General features: G+C 43.0%; 16 protein-coding genes, 1 pseudogene and 1 riboswitch. Of the genes and pseudogenes, 5 read left to right on the top strand and 12 right to left on the bottom strand.

The features are described from left to right. Positions 1 to 6 precede the first annotated feature (6 nt). The 6 genes and pseudogenes from fabD to ACT17O_RS02525 all read right to left on the bottom strand — a co-directional run bounded on the left by fabD (position 7) and on the right by ACT17O_RS02525 (position 4,578). Complete coding sequence (gene fabD / locus ACT17O_RS02550) at positions 7 to 927, bottom strand: ACP S-malonyltransferase (RefSeq protein WP_444817680.1); 921 nt, start codon at positions 925 to 927, stop codon at positions 7 to 9. Then, positions 920 to 1,894, bottom strand: a complete 975-nt coding sequence (gene fabK, locus ACT17O_RS02545; protein ID WP_000857452.1) for an enoyl-[acyl-carrier-protein] reductase FabK — start codon at positions 1,892 to 1,894, stop codon at positions 920 to 922. The genes fabD and fabK overlap by 8 nt, the downstream gene beginning before the upstream one ends. 117 nt (positions 1,895 to 2,011) lie before the next feature. Then, a complete protein-coding gene (locus ACT17O_RS02540) occupies positions 2,012 to 2,236 on the bottom strand; it encodes an acyl carrier protein (protein WP_000257840.1) in 225 nt (74 codons plus the stop codon). Between the two features lie 57 nt (positions 2,237 to 2,293). Next, positions 2,294 to 3,268, bottom strand: coding sequence for a beta-ketoacyl-ACP synthase III (locus ACT17O_RS02535; RefSeq protein WP_125440832.1), 975 nt, complete (start codon positions 3,266 to 3,268; stop codon positions 2,294 to 2,296). Then, positions 3,268 to 3,703: pseudogene (gene fabT / locus ACT17O_RS02530) on the bottom strand (fatty acid biosynthesis transcriptional regulator FabT). The gene ACT17O_RS02535 and the pseudogene fabT overlap by 1 nt, the downstream one beginning before the upstream one ends. An 89-nt stretch (positions 3,704 to 3,792) precedes the next feature. Beyond that, entirely contained in the window at positions 3,793 to 4,578 is a 786-nt protein-coding gene (locus ACT17O_RS02525; RefSeq protein WP_001015588.1) for an enoyl-CoA hydratase, read from the bottom strand. 282 nt (positions 4,579 to 4,860) lie between these two features. On the opposite strand from ACT17O_RS02525, the gene ACT17O_RS02520 reads away from it, so the two are divergent. The 3 genes from ACT17O_RS02520 to serS all read left to right on the top strand — a co-directional run bounded on the left by ACT17O_RS02520 (position 4,861) and on the right by serS (position 8,086). After that, positions 4,861 to 6,225, top strand: coding sequence for an aspartate kinase (locus tag ACT17O_RS02520; protein ID WP_444817679.1), 1,365 nt, complete (start codon positions 4,861 to 4,863; stop codon positions 6,223 to 6,225). Between the two features lie 2 nt (positions 6,226 to 6,227). After that, positions 6,228 to 6,599, top strand: coding sequence for a DUF956 family protein (locus ACT17O_RS02515; RefSeq protein ID WP_049489774.1), 372 nt, complete (start codon positions 6,228 to 6,230; stop codon positions 6,597 to 6,599). Between the two features lie 212 nt (positions 6,600 to 6,811). Beyond that, the gene (gene serS / locus ACT17O_RS02510) at positions 6,812 to 8,086 is read left to right on the top strand and encodes a serine--tRNA ligase (protein ID WP_444817678.1); all 1,275 of its coding nucleotides are present in this window, start codon (positions 6,812 to 6,814) and stop codon (positions 8,084 to 8,086) included. Between the two features lie 26 nt (positions 8,087 to 8,112). Here the strand turns inward: serS and ACT17O_RS02505 are convergent, their stop codons facing one another. The 6 genes from ACT17O_RS02505 to zapA all read right to left on the bottom strand — a co-directional run bounded on the left by ACT17O_RS02505 (position 8,113) and on the right by zapA (position 14,753). Next, on the bottom strand, positions 8,113 to 9,012 hold the full coding sequence (locus tag ACT17O_RS02505) for a TDT family transporter (RefSeq protein WP_444817677.1): 900 nt from the start codon (positions 9,010 to 9,012) through the stop codon (positions 8,113 to 8,115). 110 nt (positions 9,013 to 9,122) lie between these two features. Then, complete coding sequence (locus ACT17O_RS02500) at positions 9,123 to 9,671, bottom strand: carboxymuconolactone decarboxylase family protein (RefSeq protein ID WP_000206774.1); 549 nt, start codon at positions 9,669 to 9,671, stop codon at positions 9,123 to 9,125. Positions 9,672 to 9,801: 130 nt separating this feature from the next. After that, positions 9,802 to 11,124 (bottom strand): alanine/glycine:cation symporter family protein, encoded by a 1,323-nt coding sequence (locus ACT17O_RS02495; RefSeq protein WP_444817676.1) that lies wholly within the window; start codon positions 11,122 to 11,124, stop codon positions 9,802 to 9,804. Between the two features lie 89 nt (positions 11,125 to 11,213). Then, positions 11,214 to 11,302: riboswitch (glycine riboswitch) on the bottom strand. A 166-nt stretch (positions 11,303 to 11,468) separates the two neighbouring features. Then, a complete protein-coding gene (locus tag ACT17O_RS02490; protein WP_444817675.1) occupies positions 11,469 to 13,805 on the bottom strand; it encodes an endonuclease MutS2 in 2,337 nt (778 codons plus the stop codon). Between the two features lie 100 nt (positions 13,806 to 13,905). After that, positions 13,906 to 14,454, bottom strand: coding sequence for a CvpA family protein (locus tag ACT17O_RS02485; protein ID WP_044021296.1), 549 nt, complete (start codon positions 14,452 to 14,454; stop codon positions 13,906 to 13,908). Continuing rightward, the gene (gene zapA / locus ACT17O_RS02480) at positions 14,451 to 14,753 is read right to left on the bottom strand and encodes a cell division protein ZapA (RefSeq protein WP_000002028.1); all 303 of its coding nucleotides are present in this window, start codon (positions 14,751 to 14,753) and stop codon (positions 14,451 to 14,453) included. The genes ACT17O_RS02485 and zapA overlap by 4 nt, the downstream gene beginning before the upstream one ends. Positions 14,754 to 14,839: 86 nt before the next feature. Between zapA and rnhC the strand changes: the two genes are divergently transcribed. Beyond that, a complete protein-coding gene (gene rnhC, locus ACT17O_RS02475; RefSeq protein ID WP_444817674.1) occupies positions 14,840 to 15,721 on the top strand; it encodes a ribonuclease HIII in 882 nt (293 codons plus the stop codon). 3 nt (positions 15,722 to 15,724) lie between these two features. Further along, positions 15,725 to 16,339, top strand: coding sequence for a signal peptidase I (gene lepB, locus ACT17O_RS02470; RefSeq protein ID WP_444817673.1), 615 nt, complete (start codon positions 15,725 to 15,727; stop codon positions 16,337 to 16,339). The last annotated feature ends 84 nt before the right edge of the window (positions 16,340 to 16,423 follow it).

The raw sequence follows: 16,423 nt of genomic DNA, 5'->3' as shown, positions 1-16,423 counted from the left end.
GGATCATTAGTTTCCTAACAAAGCATCCAAGCTTGCTTGGTCTTCAACGTTAGCTAGCTGAGCTGTTTTATCGATTTTTTTGACAAAGCCTGATAGGACCTTGCCAGGACCAATTTCAATAAAGTTGGTTACCCCAGCATCCTGCATCACAGCAATACTTTCATAAAAACGAACAGGTTCTTTGACCTGACGCGTCAAAAGCTCTTGGATTCGACCTTTTTCCATAACAGCAGCTTCCGTATTTCCGACTAGTGGGCAAGTGAAATCAGCGAAACTCACTCCCTCAAGAGCTCCAGCTAGTTGCTGACTGGCTGGCTCAAGTAGGGCTGTATGGAAAGGACCCGATACATTTAAAGGAATCAATCGTTTTGCTCCTGCTTCCTGCAAGAGTTGGACCGCACGGTCAACTGCAGCAACTTCACCACCAATGACGATTTGGCTTGGAGTATTGTAGTTAGCTGGAGTGACTATACCGACTTCAGAAGCAGTTTTGCAAGCTTCCTCAATCACTTCAACCGGAGTATTAAGAACGGCAACCATCTTTCCAGAGCCTGCAGGTGCAGCTTCTTCCATATAAGCACCACGTTTAGCAACCAAGGCAACTGCATCCTCAAAGTCCAAGGCACCACTTGCTACAAGAGCAGAATATTCTCCAAGAGACAATCCTGCTACCATATCTGGCTGGTAACCCTTTTCTTTCAATAGTCGGTAAATAGCAACCGAAGTCGCTAAAATAGCTGGCTGCGTATATCGAGTCTGGTTTAACTTGGTTTCTTCCTTATCAATCAAGTCACGAAGATCATAACCCAAAACCTGACTGGCTTGGTCAATTGTTTCCTTGACGATAGGATAGCGATCATAGAGATCACGCCCCATCCCTAGATACTGAGCACCTTGACCCGCAAATAGAAAGGCTGTTTTAGTCATTTCTTACAACTCCTGCCCAACGAGAGGCTTCTTCTTGAATTTTTTTGGCTGCGCCATAGTATAGATCTTTTAGGATTTCTTCGACAGTTTCCTCTTTAGAAACCAAACCAGCGATCTGACCTGCCATGACAGATCCACCTTCTACATCTCCATGAACAACGGCTTTAGCAAGAGCACCAGCTCCCATTTGTTCAAAGATTTCTAAATCTGGATTTTCTTGTTTAAAGGCATCTTTTTCAGCCTGCTCAAAGTCACGTGTCAACTGATTTTTAATGGCACGAACAGCATGTCCAAAGTGTTGAGCGGAAATAGTCGTATCGATATCACGCGCTTTTAAGATTTTTTCCTTGTATTTTGGATGGGCGTTAGATTCCTTAGCTACTACGAAACGCGTACCAACTTGAACAGCCTCAGCACCAAGCATAAAGCCTGCAGCGACACCTTCACCGTCCGCAATTCCTCCAGCTGCGATAACTGGAATTGAAACAGCTGCAGCAACTTGGCGAACCAAGGTCATCGTTGTTAATTTACCAATATGTCCACCGGCTTCCATTCCCTCTGCAATAACCGCATCTGCACCAATTTTTTCCATGCGTTTTGCCAAAGCAACACTTGGAACAACAGGAATAACAGTAATTCCTGCATCATGGAAACGAGTCATGTATTTACTTGGATTTCCTGCACCAGTTGTAACCACCTTGACCCCTTCTTCAATCACGAGATCAACGATGTCTTCTACAAAAGGTGACAAGAGCATGATGTTGACACCAAAAGGTTTGTCCGTAAGTGATTTGATTTTATCGATATTAGCCTTTACGACCTCTTTCGGTGCATTCCCACCACCGATGATCCCTAGACCACCAGCTTTTGATACTGCACCAGCCAAGTCACCATCCGCAACCCAGGCCATTCCTCCTTGAAAGATAGGATAATCAATGTTCAATAATTCTGTAATACGTGTTTTCATAGTGCCTCCATCATTCCTTGCTTACGTAATAGTTCGATGAGTTTATCGTTTGAGTTTCAAACTATTACCTAAACAAGAGGGAGTGGGTTTCCCCTACTCCTTCTAGTAATATGTTAATTATTTTGTTTGCTCTTCAACGTAGGCAACCAAGTCACCAACTGTTTTCAAGTTATCTTCTGCTTCGATTTGGATATCGAAAGCATCTTCGATTTCAGAGATTACTTGGAACAAGTCCAATGAATCTGCATCCAAATCATCAAAAGTAGATTCAAGTGTTACTTCTGATGCGTCTTTCCCAAGTTCTTCAACGATAATTTCTTGTACTTTTTCAAATACTGCCATGATAGGACTCCTTTAAAATATAAAAAATTTATAACTATGTGTTTACCACATGATTACCTAGATTGTAAGAATGAGTGTGCCCCATGTCAAACCTCCACCGAAGCCTGATAGGAGAATCGTCTGGCTACCATCTAAACGAATCTTGCCATTCTCCACACACTCTGAGAGCAAAATCGGGATACTTGCTGCACTGGTATTTCCATACTCCATCATATTGGCAGGAAGCTTGTCTCGGTCTACGCCGATCTTCTTAGCCATCTTATCCAAAATGCGGATATTTGCCTGATGAAGCAAGAGATAATCCAATTCCGATGCTGCGATTGGACCATTTTCAATGGTTTCTTTGATCGATCTAGCAACATCACGATTTGCAAAATCAAAAACTGCTCGTCCATCCATCTTCAAAAAAGCAGGAACTGCTTCTTGATCTGAGAAAGGAGAAGCCAAAGCCGTTTGACCATAGGTCAAACACTCGCTCCGAGAGCCATCTGTATAGAGACTTTCCACAAGGAAGTGACGTGTTTCGCTCGCTTCCAAGAGAACCCCACCAGCACCATCCCCAAAGAGAACAGCTGTCGAACGATCTGACCAATCAACTGCCTTGGATAAGGTTTCAGCCCCGATAACAATCCCTTTTTTTAACTGTCCAGAACTTAAAAACTTTTCTGCAGTTGAGAGAGCGAATACAAAGCCACTGCAAGCTGCTGTCAGATCAAAGGCGAAAGCTCTATGCGCTCCGATATTTGCCTGAACTCGAGCTGCTGTGGAAGGCATCATCGAGTCTGGGGTAATCGTCGCTACAATAATAAAATCAATCTGATCCGCTGTTAAGCTCCCTTTAGCCAACAAGCTCTTAGCTACTTCTGTCGCCAAATCACTTGTAGACTCTGTTTTTGAGATATGTCTCTGTTTAATTCCTGTCCGACTTGAAATCCACTCATCGCTTGTGTCCATGATTTGGGCTAAGTCATGATTAGTGACCACTTGCTCTGGAACATAATGAGCAACCTGGCTTATCTTTGCAAAAGCCATTATTTCAAATCCTCCAAAAATTGATAAAGATTGATTAATCCTCTACCCATAACTTCTATTTCCTCAGGACTCATGCCATCGATGATTTTTTCGACCATTGCCTTGTGAAAACGTCTATGAAGACGATGGACTAACCGACCTTTCTTGGTCAAATGCAGATAGACCACACGTCGATCCTGATCAGAACGAATACGCTCAATATAACCTTTTCTTTCCAGGTTATTCAAGCTAGTTGTAACCGTTCCAAGAGTTACCATCAGTTCCTTTGAAACCTTGCTTGGTGTTGCCTCCGGAAACTTTCCAATCACATCAATCGTGTTGCATTTCTTTGATGGAGATGTCTTTGAATCGACTACCTCGTAAGCTAACCTCCTCGATCACAAGGACATTGTTGAAAATAGATGTTAGATAATCATTTACTTGTTGGTAGTCCAAATCGTTTCCCTCCTTCTAAAAAACTTTCACAATCAAAGCATTTGATAAAAGAAGTATATCAAACTTCAAAAAATTGTGCAAGTATTTTTTTACATTCCTGTAAATTTCGGTCTTCTTCTTTCAGAATGCGCTCGAACTCCTTCTTTAAAATCTTCAGTTAGAGATAACGATTCTTGTAGTTTCAATTCTAATTCAGCATAATTCTGCCAATCCTTAAATTGACTTTCCCAAACTAACTTTTTAATCGCTGCGTATGAGTTTGCTGAACCTCTTCTTAATTTTTTCAGAACTTGTTCTCTTGTTTTTTCTAATTTGTCAACTTCACAAACACGGTATACCACGCCCCATTCTAGCGCTTTTTCAGCAGTTAAGGCTTCACCTGTCATAGCAAGTTGTGCAGCCCGTGTTACCCCGATACTACGACTCAAGAGATGAATCCCACCAGCGTCTGGCGCCAATCCCACTCCGACAAAGGCTTGAATGAATTTTGCCTTGTCAGTCGCCAAACAGAAATCAACTGCTACTGCCATATTTGCTGCAGCACCAGCAACCGCTCCATCTACCTCCATCAAAACAGGTTTAGGAATTTGCTTGATTTTAAAAGAAATTGTATTGACTAATTCTGCAATCTTATTCAAAGAAGGGATATCATCTTCATCTACTGCGCGTTTCATCTCAACCAAGTCTCCTCCAACCGAAAAGACCTTCCCATTCGCATTAATCAAGATGAACTGCACAGCTTGATCCTGCTCCGCTAGAGTCAAAGCTTCTAAAATTTCCTCACACATTGGGATATGAAAACCATTTGCCACTTCGGGACGATTCAAAGTAATGATAGCAAGATCATCTACGATCTGATATAAGATATGATTCATAGCTTCTCCTTTTCTTTTGTAAGGCAATGAAATTGTTTTATCATCAAAGTATACCTTTTTTTGGATAAAGAGGCAAGGAAAAACTAAAGGAAAGTGTCTCAGCTGATTATTCACCCATCATTTATGAGTGTGAGTAAAATTTGACACCCTTACTTTTAAATCGTTATCGCTTTTCAGAATAAGTTAGTGTTTTCTTCTATTATAATAGGAAGTTATTTTCTTCATTGAAAAATGCCCCTCTTTCTGCTATAATCGTATAAAATACTTACTTGAGGAGTCCTTATGAAGGTTGTAAAATTTGGTGGAAGCTCGCTTGCCTCTGCTGGTCAGTTAGAAAAAGTTTTAAACATCGTTAAAAGTGATAAAGAACGCCGTTTTGTAGTCGTTTCTGCACCCGGCAAACGCAATGCTGAAGATACCAAGGTGACTGATGCTTTGATTAAATACTATCGCGACTATGTGGCTGGAAATGACATCAGTGCTAGCCAAAGCTGGATCATTGACCGTTATGCCGCTATGGTTAGTGAACTAGAGTTAAAACCTGCTGTTTTAGAAAAAATCTCTAAAAGTATTCGGGCCTTGGCAACTCTTCCTATAGAGGACAATGAATTTCTCTATGATACCTTCCTAGCGGCTGGAGAAAATAACAATGCCAAATTGATTGCAGCCTACTTTAACCAAAACGGTATCGATGCACGCTATGTTCACCCAAGAGAAGCTGGGATCGTTGTCACAAGTGAACCAGGAAACGCACGCATCATCCCATCTAGTTATGACAAGATTGAAGGCTTGGCTGATAGCAACGAAGTCCTTGTTATCCCTGGTTTCTTTGGTGTGACTAAAGAAAATCAAATCTGTACTTTTTCACGTGGAGGTTCAGATATCACAGGTTCTATCATTGCAGCAGGTGTTAAGGCTGATCTCTATGAAAACTTTACAGACGTAGATGGTATCTTTGCTGCCCATCCTGGTATTATCCACCAACCGCACTCCATTCCTGAATTAACCTACCGTGAAATGCGTGAGTTGGCATATGCTGGATTTTCAGTCCTTCATGATGAAGCCCTTCTTCCTGCCTACCGCGGAAAAATTCCTCTTGTTATCAAGAATACCAACAACCCTGATCACCCAGGAACACGCATTGTTTTAGAACACAGTAGTGATAAATTCCCAGTAGTAGGGATTGCGGGTGACTCAGGATTCGTCAGCATCAACATGTCTAAATACCTCATGAACCGCGAAGTCGGGTTTGGTCGCAAGGTTCTGCAAATCCTTGAGGACCTCAACATCGGTTGGGAACACATGCCTACAGGTATTGACGATCTTTCAATCATTCTCCGCTCCCGCGAATTGACTCCTATCAAAGAAGAAGAAATTCTACGTCAACTCGTTCAAAAGGCTGAAGTGGACCATGCTGAAATCGAACATGACCTTTCCATCATTATGATTGTTGGAGAAAAGATGAAGAGTCATATCGGGGTAACTGCTACTGCAACACGGGCTTTGTCTGAGAATAAAATCAACATCCAGATGATGTCCCAAGGTTCAAGTGAAGTTTCCATCATGTTTGTTGTCAATAAAGAGCAAGAGAAGGCCGCTATCAAGGCTCTCTATCATGCCTTTTTCGATGAAAGTAAGGAAGACTAATCATGGCCCAATCACTCAATCAAGTCATTGACCTCCAAACCACTGGGACATCTTACCTCTCTATCTCTGGAAAAGTTGGAAAATTTTTAGTCGGGGATCAAGCCTTAGAGTTTTATCCTGATGTCAATGTCGAACAATATATCCAAATCCCCTGGTCCAGCATTCAGCAAATCGGAGCCAACGTAAGTGGTCGCAAGATCAGCCGCCACTTTGAAGTCTTTACCGATCAAGGTAAATTCCTCTTTGCTTCAAAAGACTCTGGAGCTATCCTAAAAATCGCTCGGGAAAAATTAGGAAACGAAAAGGTTGTGAAACTTCCGACTCTACTCCAGACCATTGGACAAAAACTTAAAAATCTATTTGCAAAAAAGTAGAAACTTTAGTATAATCATAGCAACGGATAAGTAGGTTATCCTCTTCTTTCAGAAAGTCTGCGGGTGCTGCGAGCAGATAGGAGGGATAGGTGAAATTCTACCGTTAGTAACAATTACATACACAATCAAGTGCACACCTGTGAAGTTGGATGGAACCGTGGCCCTGCCACTCCAACGCTTTGTCAGGTGTGTTTTTTCATAAAGGAGTTCTTATGTTAGATATTAAACGTATTCGTACAGACTTTGATGCTGTCGCTGAAAAATTAGCTACACGTGGTGTAGATCCTGCTGTCTTAAACGAGATGAAAGAAATCGATGCTAAACGTCGTGACATCTTGGTCAAGGTTGAAAACCTCAAGGCAGAACGCAACACAGTTTCAGCTGAGATTGCCCAAGCCAAGCGCAACAAGGAAAATGCAGATGACAAGATTGCTGCTATGCAAACCCTATCTGCTGAAGTCAAAGCCTTGGATGCTGAGTTGGCGGACATCGATGCTAAATTGACAGAATTTACCACTACTCTTCCAAACATCCCTGCCGACAGCGTTCCTGTTGGGGCTGATGAAGATGACAATGTGGAAGTTCGCCGTTGGGGTACTCCGCGCGAGTTTGACTTCGAGCCAAAAGCTCACTGGGATCTTGGTGAAGACTTGGGTATCCTTGACTGGGAACGCGGTGGTAAGGTAACAGGAGCTCGCTTCCTCTTCTATAAAGGACTTGGGGCTCGTTTAGAACGTGCTATCTACAACTTTATGTTGGATGAGCATGGTAAAGAAGGCTATACGGAAGTTATCACACCATACATTGTTAACCATGACTCTATGTTTGGTACTGGTCAATATCCAAAATTTAAGGAAGATACTTTTGAATTGAAAGACACTAATTATGTCCTCATTCCTACAGCTGAAGTTCCTCTAACAAACTACTACCGTGATGAAATCCTTGACGGTAAAGACCTACCAATCTACTTTACCGCTATGAGTCCATCATTCCGTTCTGAAGCTGGTTCTGCTGGTCGTGATACACGTGGCTTGATTCGTCTACACCAATTCCACAAGGTTGAAATGGTCAAATTTGCCAAACCAGAAGAATCTTACGAAGAATTGGAAAAGATGACAGCCAACGCTGAAAATATTCTTCAAAAACTCAATCTTCCGTACCGTGTCGTTGCCCTCTCTACTGGGGATATGGGCTTCTCAGCCGCCAAAACTTACGACTTGGAAGTTTGGATTCCAGCCCAAAATACCTATCGTGAAATCTCAAGTTGTTCAAATACAGAAGATTTCCAAGCTCGTCGTGCCCAAATCCGTTACCGTGATGAAGCCGATGGCAAGGTGAAACTCCTTCACACCTTGAACGGTTCTGGACTTGCAGTTGGACGTACGGTTGCTGCCATTCTTGAAAACTACCAAAATGCAGATGGTTCTGTAACTATTCCAGAAGCACTTCGTCCATATATGGGTGGAGCTGAAGTTATCAAACCATAAAAAAATAAGGCCTAGCTAGAAAATAGCTAGACCTTTTTTCGTAACCAAATCAGATAAGCACCCAAGACAAAGAATAAAATAGTGAGGCAAATAACGGTTTCAGCCAATACCAGATAATCCAGAAATGGAAGTTTCAAGATCCCCTGAGCCATCTTGAGCGAAGTAGCTGTGATAATGGTTGGGAAGGTTAGGGCTGAGAAGGCTGGTTGAAAGCCTTGTTTTAAAATATTGGGTAGGCGAGTTAAAACAAAGAAAAAGAAGGATTGAGATGCCAAAATCATGACAATCAAGAGCCAAGTCGGTAGGCCTGCTCCTCCAACTCGAACTAGAGAGGCTAAGAGTAGGGAAAAGGGAGCACAGTAGATTCCTTCCTGTCCAAGCAAGGCCACTGGGAGTGGATCTTTCTTTAAATCGCTATAAATAAGCGGATAGAGATAGAAGGTCAAGACAAAACCAAAACTCAAGGTCGCATAGGCAATTTCGATAATGCCTACCAGAGGATAGGTCAAGGCTGCCACAGCTATCCCCACATAGAGCACCGTCCAGCTAGGAGTGGCATTGACCCTCCGACCTGGACAGGCAAATTTGATGGTAAAAGTAGCAATCAAAGCTAAATCCAAGAAAAATGAAAACCACCAGATCCCTTGTGCTACTAAAGGAAGATGAGGAAACACGCGAAAGACATAGGTCGATAAAATCATCCCAGCCATGGGAAAAGTGGCCATCCCAGATAAAAGAGGGGGCTTGGTCAATTCTTGCTTGGTTTCTTCCCAATTAAAAAGATGAAGAATCAAAAAGAAAATCCACAACACTAGACCAATCAGACTCAATAAATGCGACAGAACTGGCCAAGTATCTGCAATCAAATTTCCTGCACCTGCTAAACCTAATAAACAGCCAGAGAATACCAAGGGGAGCTTTTTCATCCGAGCCTCCAATAATCATGTTATTATTAGTATAGCATAAAAGCGCTTAAATGAGGACTTAAAAAACGAAGTCTGTTCATTTCAGACTTCATTTTTTGCTCAGATATGAATTATGCATAAGGTTGTAATTCTGGGTTAATAGGCGTATTGGCTAGGTTGTTGGCATAGTTGCAAAGGCTAGCAAGACTAACACCCAGAACCACATCCAAGGCATTTTGTTGCGTGTAGCCAGCTTCCAAAAATTCAGCCAAGGCTTCATCTCCTACACGCCCTTTGGTATTGATGACCGCCAAGGTAAACTTAGCTAAAGTATCTAGTTTTGGATCTGTTTCAATCGGAGTGCGGTTGCGGAGAGCTTGGAGAAGATCATCATTCATCTGGATTTGTTTGATTGAAAAGGCAGTATGTCCAGCCACGCAGAAAGCACAACCATTGGTTACGGCTGCCGTGATTTGCACCACCTCACGCTCAACGGGTGTCAGGCTATTGCGACGGTTGATGGCTCCGACAGTTCGGTAAGCTTCAAGCGCGGTTGGGGCATTGGCCAAGAGACCGATTAGGTTGGGAATATAGCCATTGTTATCTTTTTGTACTGTTTCAAGAACTTCTTTTACTTCTGCTGGTGCTGATTCTACTGTGTGGATGGTAAATGTTGTCATAAGAAACCTCTTTTCATTTTATTGTCATTTAGTCTATCATAGAATTTTCCACTTGGATAATATATATTTTCAATCGCCTTGATAAGAAATGTCTATGAAATGAAAAAATCACACTAAAAGTGTGATTGGATTAGTTCTTAAAATACTTCTTAGTCTCGGCAACAACGACTGGTGATAAGACCAAAAGGGCAATCAAGTTAGGTAGAGCCATCAAGGCATTGACAATATCAGCAATAATCCAGACCATGTCCAACTCGATAAAACCTCCCAACAAGACCATGAGCACAAAGACTACACGATAGAGCCAGATAAAACGAACACCAAAGAGAAACTCAAAACAGCGTTCTCCGTAGTAGTTCCATCCGAGAATCGTCGTAAAGGCAAAGAGTACAAGGAAGATGGTCAAAAGAGCAGGTCCAAAATGTGAAAAAACTGTAGAGAAGGCTGACTGAGTCAAGGCAACTCCATTCAAATCACCACTCCAAACACCAGTTACCAAGATTGTTAAACCAGTCAATGTACAGATAATAAGGGTATCAATAAAGGTTCCTGTCATGGAAATCAAGCCTTGCTCGACAGGCTCATTTGTCTTAGCTGCAGCCGCTGCAATGGGAGCAGAACCAAGACCAGATTCGTTAGAGAAGACTCCTCGCGCCACACCATTTTGGATAGCCATCCGAATGCTGGCACCTGCAAAGCCACCTACCGCAGCAGCTGGGCTAAAGGCTGAAGTAAAGATGAGTGCAAGTGTGGCTGGGATTTTCTCGATATTAAAGAGAATAACTGTAAGAGTCCCTAAAATATAGACAATAGCCATAAAAGGAACCACTGCTGTCGAAACTTTTGATATGGATTTGAGGCCACCAAAGACGGCAATCCCTACAAAAATGGATAAAATCAGAGCCGTGATGGCTGGATCAACTTGGGCTGTATTTTGAATGGATTCTGTAATCGAATTGACTTGGGTAAAGGTACCAATCCCTAGAAGGGCTACCAATACACCCGCTAGGGCAAAGAAGATAGCAAGTGGACGCCACTTTTCTCCCATCCCCAAAAGGATGTAATGCATGGGTCCTCCAGCTACAGCTCCATTTGCATCCTTAGTACGGTATTTGATGGCCAGCAAGCCTTCGGCATATTTGGTCGCCATCCCAAAGAAGGCCGCCATCCACATCCAAAAGAGGGCCCCTGGTCCTCCAACCTTAATGGCTGTCGCTACCCCGATGATATTTCCCGTACCAACTGTGGCTGCTAGAGCCGTACAGAGAGCAGCAAAGCTCGACACATCGCCGTGCCCCTTGTCCTTGGTAAAGATCAACTGAAAGGCCTTAGGGAGACGAGTAACCTGCAAAAGGCCTAGTCGGATAGTCAGATAAATACCTGTCCCGACCAATAAGATTAAGAGGGGAGGTCCCCAAACGAAAGCATCTAGCGCTTTTAGCAATTCTAACATGTCCTACTCCTATCTTTCAACCCCAAAAGAAAGAGCACATGCAAGATACATGTACTCTGGAATGCTTAGATAAATGCCAAAAAGCGGTCTATCTTAGCTCTGTCCTTTTACCTGAGAGTTTGAGCAGTTGCCTGCCTTGCCCCTTCGGTGCCTTTACGGTCTCTCCAGAGTTCCGTCCATTTACAGTCATGGAAAACAAACCTTTCTCCACTTCTATTAAACTTCATTCGGTGTTGGTATTTAATTTTTTATTATTTTACAAGAAAAGTTAGCTTTTGTCAATATATTATTTGAAAAAAGATGGATTTTCACTTCTTTTTCAAAAAAAGAGAAGTACTCTTTTTTTAACCTTTAAAGGTCACAATGGTTGCGCCACTACCGCCAGCATTCTGTGGAGCATAGCCGAAAGTCTTAACATGCTTGTTTCTATGTAGGTATTTGGTGACTCCTTCACGGATGACACCTGTTCCAATCCCATGGATAATATCAACCTGCGCCATATTATTAAGCAGGGCTTGGTCAATAAAGGCGTCCAGCTCATTCATAGCTTCTTCGTAACGTTTGCCTCGGAGATCCAGTCTTGCTTGCGGACCACGACCAGCAGCACGTTTGACGACATTGACTTGTTTTTTCTTGACTGGGGCTTCTTGTTGAGCCTGAACAAGATCAAATTCTTTCTCTTCCAAGGTCATCTTGATCAAACCGACTTGGGCTTCCCAACGGCCATCCTTGAGCTGATTGGTCAAGGTTCCACGTTGGCCATAACTGAGAACCACGATATCATCCCCAACCTTCGGATCTCGTTTTTTCTTGGCTTTTTGAAGAACCTTGTTTTTAGACAAGTCGACTTTTTCAGGAGCCAATTTTTTCAGCTCAGCCTTAGCCTCAATGATTTCGTGGGGTTTGAGTTGAGACTTACTGTGAAGATTTTTTAGGATCTGGTCGCTTTCAGCTAGCGCTAGTTCCACAATCTCAGCAGCTTGTTCACGCGCCTTGTTAAGCTCAGTTTCCTTTTCACGATTGAGCTCGTTGTAAAGTTTTTTGAGTGCTCGGTTCATCTTAAGGTTTTCTTGCTCCACCTCACGGATATTGTCCAAACGTTTGCGACTTTCAAGCGTTTGCTCTTCTAATTGTTCAATGATGCGATTGACATCATTATCTTGGTTGACCTGCTGGCTGGCATCTCCTACGATGACATCTGACAAGCCCAGACGTTTGGCAATTTCAAAGGCATTGCTGCGACCAGGAACTCCCTGCATAAAGCGATAGGTCGGACGCAGGCTGGCTGTATCAAACTCCATGCTGGCATTTTGCACAAAGGCTGTTTCGATACCATAGGCCTTGAGCTCTGGATAGTGGGTCGTCGCCATAGTCTTAACCTGACGTAAACGAAGATCCTCCAGAATAGCCATAGCAAGGGCTGCTCCTTCCTGCGGATCGGTCCCTGCCCCCAACTCATCCAAGAGTAAGAGTGAATGTTGATTGACCTTGCCAAGAATATCTACGATATTGGTCATGTGACTGGAGAAGGTCGACAAGCTTTGCTCGATAGACTGCTCATCCCCAATATCTGCGAAGATTTCCTCGAAGATACCGACACGGCTTCCCTTATCAGCTAGAATGGGCAAGCCTGACTGGGCCATGAGTTGAGTCAAGCCCAGGGTTTTGAGCATGATGGTCTTCCCACCCGTATTGGGACCTGTAATGACAATAGCTGTTAATTCCTTACCAAAGTGTACATCGTTTGCAACAGCATTTTTGACCAAAGGATGGCGAACATGAAGGAGCTGAATCTCTTGATTCTCTGAAAGTTGAGGAACAACTGCTTGTCTTTCTTGGATGAAACGCACCTTGGCACGAATCAGATCCAAATGCCCGATAATCCAAGCGTCATTAGCAATCTCAGCAGCATGAGGGCGGACCCGTTCTGAGAGTTCCTGCAGGATGCGAATCATCTCATAGCGTTCATCAGCTCGCAGGCTGGCGATTTCTTCGCTCAGCTTGACCACCTCACGTGGCTCGATATAGACCGTGTTTCCACTAGCAGAGATGTCATGGACAACACCTGCAATTTTGTTGCGATAGGTGTTCTTGACTGGTAAAACCTGACGGCCATTTCTGCTAGCTACAATCCCTTCCGTCAACATCTGCGCTTTTTGTTTGAGCAAGTCTTGCAAGACATCTCGGACCTGACTCTCGCTATCATGGATTTTCCGACGGATACGTGCTAGTTCTTCGCTGGCAAAATTCTCGATAAATCCTGCATCATTTAGGGCTTGGAGACTCCCTTGCAAGTGTGGGAACTCATGTAGTTTTTCAAACCATCTCGCCAACTGCTCCAAGCGTACATTTTCAAGATTGGCATAAAAACTTTGCAACTCTCTGCTAGCAAACAAGACTCGTTTGAGGAGCAGGAACTCCTCAATATTGAGGTCTGCCCCCATCTCCAGACGCTTGCAGACAGCTGAAATCTCACGTGTCGCTAGGATGGTAAAGTGGGGTTGCTCCACAAAAAGGGCTTGCATTTCCTCCATCTCTGTAAAGGCTTGCTTGATCTTATCCACCTTGGCAGTTGGAGCCAAGCCTTTTAACTCCTCTAGTCCTTGTTCTGTCAAGAGATGAGGTTCAAACAAGGCCTTGATTTTATTAAATTCTAAGGTTTCTAGTATTTTTGTATTCATATTTTTTCCTTGTATGCTGGTTTACAAGATTATAGCAACTAGAGGTTTTGACCTAGTCGTCCAATCTGTAAACAAAGGGCTAGGAAAAATCCCGCCCTTTTTATCCGATTAAATTTGTCACCCAAAGTTGTTTGATGAGGTTTGTCGTAAAAGGGACACTTTGGATGATGTGTTTGGCTACTGTACTTTTTTCGAGTGAATTTTGAATGACTGCCAGAGGCACTGTTGCAAGAATGGTCAGAGCCATTTGCAAGACAAATAAGGTTACCAATAGAGACAAAACGCCTGATCCGATACGCAACCATTTGACATCGAGTTTTTTAGTTGGAATCAAGTGCAGGAACAAACCGATAAAACGTCCGATACTATAACAAATTCCGAAAACTAAAAGGTAGGCTAGGCCCGCATAAAAGACCTTGTCTAGGTGAAACAGCTGGTCTGAAGGGAAGAAAAAGGTGCCCTGTCCTTCCTGAGGATTGGCATAAGGGACAAGTAAGTGGAAGTGATCTCCCAATGATTTATAAAACTGTCCCGCAACAAAGGCTGAAATCACTGCCACGAGGAAATAATAAACTTGCAGGACCAAACCTCTACGGTAGCCGATGTAAAAGCCCCAAGCCAGAACCAATAAGAGTAGGATTGAAATCATAGGGAGTCCTCAATCTTGCTCTGTTCTTGTTTGACAGCAATCAACTTGTGACGGAGTTCTAACAACTCTTGCTCCTTGTCATCAAATTCAATCTCACGGTTGAGTTGTGTAGACAGACAATTGACCGCCAAAAGAAGCGCAATGGTTTCATCATCCGCCCCAGGCATTTGTTCTTTAATTGCTTGGTATTTTTCAGTCGCAACCTTGGCAATTTCCTCCATAAAGAGGTTGTCATGCTCGGTTGTTAAGGTTAATGTCTTTTTTCCGAATGTAAACTTATATCGATTTAGATTTGCCATAAAATTCACCTCACGATATTATACCAAATTTCGCTAACTTTGTCAGTTTTTACCAATTCTCCTGCTTTTGTGGTACAATAGAGACTATGGCAAGTATCACACTCACACCAAGTGAACAGGAAATTCAGAGCTTTTTAAGTCAGTATCAGAAGGCTCTCAGTCCTAGTAAAAATCCTTATATTCGCTATTTTTTGAGACTGCCTCAGGCAACGGTTTCCATCTATACTTCTGGAAAAGTTCTCCTGCAGGGCGAAACTGCTGAGCAATACGCTAGTTTCTTTGGTTATCAAGTTCAACAAGAAAACAGTGGACAAGATTTCCCTATAATTGGGACTGATGAGGTGGGAAATGGTTCCTACTTTGGCGGACTAGCTGTCGTGGCTTCCTTCGTGACACCTGACCAGCATGACTTCCTACGAAAACTCGGCGTGGGAGATTCCAAGACTCTGACCGACCAAAAGATTCGTCAGATTGCCCCTATCCTCAAGGAAAAGATTCCACATCAAGCGCTCCTTCTTTCACCGAGCAAGTACAACGAAGTCATCGGAGAGCGTTACAATGCTGTTTCTGTAAAGGTTGCTCTTCACAACCAAGCTATCTTTCTCCTTCTAAAAAAAGGAGTCCAGCCAGAGAAAATCGTGATTGATGCTTTTACAAGCCCAAAAAACTATGACAAGTACTTGGCGCAAGAAGCCAACCGTTTTCCAAACAAGATCACTTTGGAAGAAAAAGCTGAGGGAAAATACCTGGCTGTTGCAGTTAGCTCCATCATTGCGCGGGATCTCTTCCTCGAAAACTTGGAAAATCTTGGACGAGAACTAGGCTATCAACTGCCAAGTGGCGCTGGAACTGCATCTGATAAGGTTGCCAGTAAAATCCTTCAAGCCTATGGTATGAAGGGACTTCATTTCTGCGCCAAACTGCATTTTAAAAACACTGAAAAAGCCAAAACACTTCTAGAAAGGTAAATTATGAATTCGTTTAAAACATTTCTAAAAGAATGGGGAGTTTTCTTCCTCATTATCGCACTGGTCGGTCTTAGCCGTATCTTTCTTTGGAGCAATGTCCGTGTAGAAGGACACTCTATGGACCCTACCCTAGCCGACGGAGAAGTTCTCTTCGTTGTTAAACACCTCCCAATTGACCGCTTCGACATTGTGGTTGCGCATGAGGAAGACGGAAATAAAGACATTGTCAAAAGGGTCATCGGCATGCCTGGAGATACCATCCGCTACGAAAATGACAAACTCTTTATCAACGGTGAAGAAACGGATGAACCCTACCTAGCTGAATATCTCAACTTGTTCAAAACAGAAAAGTTGCAAAACACTTATACTGGAAAAGGATTTGAAGGCAATAAGGGAGTTTACTTTAGAGAACTTGCTCAAAAAGCACAAGCCTTTACGGTCGATGTCAATTCCAATACCAGCTTCAGCTTTACTGTCCCTCAAGGCGAGTACCTTCTCCTTGGTGACGATCGTCTAGTCTCTAGCGACAGCCGCCATGTCGGTACCTTCAAGGCCGGCGATATCAAGGGCGAAGCAAAATTCCGTTTCTGGCCACTCAACCGTATCGGAACTTTTTAAGATAAGGAAGAGGCCGAGAATGCTAAGTCTCAGCCTCTTTTTCTATTGCGAGAGAAAACCTTAAAGTAATCTAGCTTTTCAAAG

Origin of the sequence: Streptococcus sp. HJ1, assembly GCF_052399005.1 — a bacterium.
GTDB lineage: Bacteria > Bacillota > Bacilli > Lactobacillales > Streptococcaceae > Streptococcus.
The sequence above is the reverse complement of the archived record's forward strand: the minus strand, read 5'-3'. Positions and strand labels throughout refer to the sequence as shown.

Bases quoted from the DNA above. Each gene is read 5' to 3' on its own strand.
- fabD (WP_444817680.1), bottom strand. From the start codon at position 927: ATGACTAAAACAGCCTTTCTATTTGCGGGTCAAGGTGCTCAGTATCTA.
- fabK (WP_000857452.1), bottom strand. From the start codon at position 1,894: ATGAAAACACGTATTACAGAATTATTGAACATTGATTATCCTATCTTT.
- ACT17O_RS02540 (WP_000257840.1), bottom strand. From the start codon at position 2,236: ATGGCAGTATTTGAAAAAGTACAAGAAATTATCGTTGAAGAACTTGGG.
- ACT17O_RS02535 (WP_125440832.1), bottom strand. From the start codon at position 3,268: ATGGCTTTTGCAAAGATAAGCCAGGTTGCTCATTATGTTCCAGAGCAA.
- ACT17O_RS02525 (WP_001015588.1), bottom strand. From the start codon at position 4,578: ATGAATCATATCTTATATCAGATCGTAGATGATCTTGCTATCATTACT.
- ACT17O_RS02520 (WP_444817679.1), top strand. From the start codon at position 4,861: ATGAAGGTTGTAAAATTTGGTGGAAGCTCGCTTGCCTCTGCTGGTCAG.
- ACT17O_RS02515 (WP_049489774.1), top strand. From the start codon at position 6,228: ATGGCCCAATCACTCAATCAAGTCATTGACCTCCAAACCACTGGGACA.
- serS (WP_444817678.1), top strand. From the start codon at position 6,812: ATGTTAGATATTAAACGTATTCGTACAGACTTTGATGCTGTCGCTGAA.
- ACT17O_RS02505 (WP_444817677.1), bottom strand. From the start codon at position 9,012: ATGAAAAAGCTCCCCTTGGTATTCTCTGGCTGTTTATTAGGTTTAGCA.
- ACT17O_RS02500 (WP_000206774.1), bottom strand. From the start codon at position 9,671: ATGACAACATTTACCATCCACACAGTAGAATCAGCACCAGCAGAAGTA.
- ACT17O_RS02495 (WP_444817676.1), bottom strand. From the start codon at position 11,124: ATGTTAGAATTGCTAAAAGCGCTAGATGCTTTCGTTTGGGGACCTCCC.
- ACT17O_RS02490 (WP_444817675.1), bottom strand. From the start codon at position 13,805: ATGAATACAAAAATACTAGAAACCTTAGAATTTAATAAAATCAAGGCC.
- ACT17O_RS02485 (WP_044021296.1), bottom strand. From the start codon at position 14,454: ATGATTTCAATCCTACTCTTATTGGTTCTGGCTTGGGGCTTTTACATC.
- zapA (WP_000002028.1), bottom strand. From the start codon at position 14,753: ATGGCAAATCTAAATCGATATAAGTTTACATTCGGAAAAAAGACATTA.
- rnhC (WP_444817674.1), top strand. From the start codon at position 14,840: ATGGCAAGTATCACACTCACACCAAGTGAACAGGAAATTCAGAGCTTT.
- lepB (WP_444817673.1), top strand. From the start codon at position 15,725: ATGAATTCGTTTAAAACATTTCTAAAAGAATGGGGAGTTTTCTTCCTC.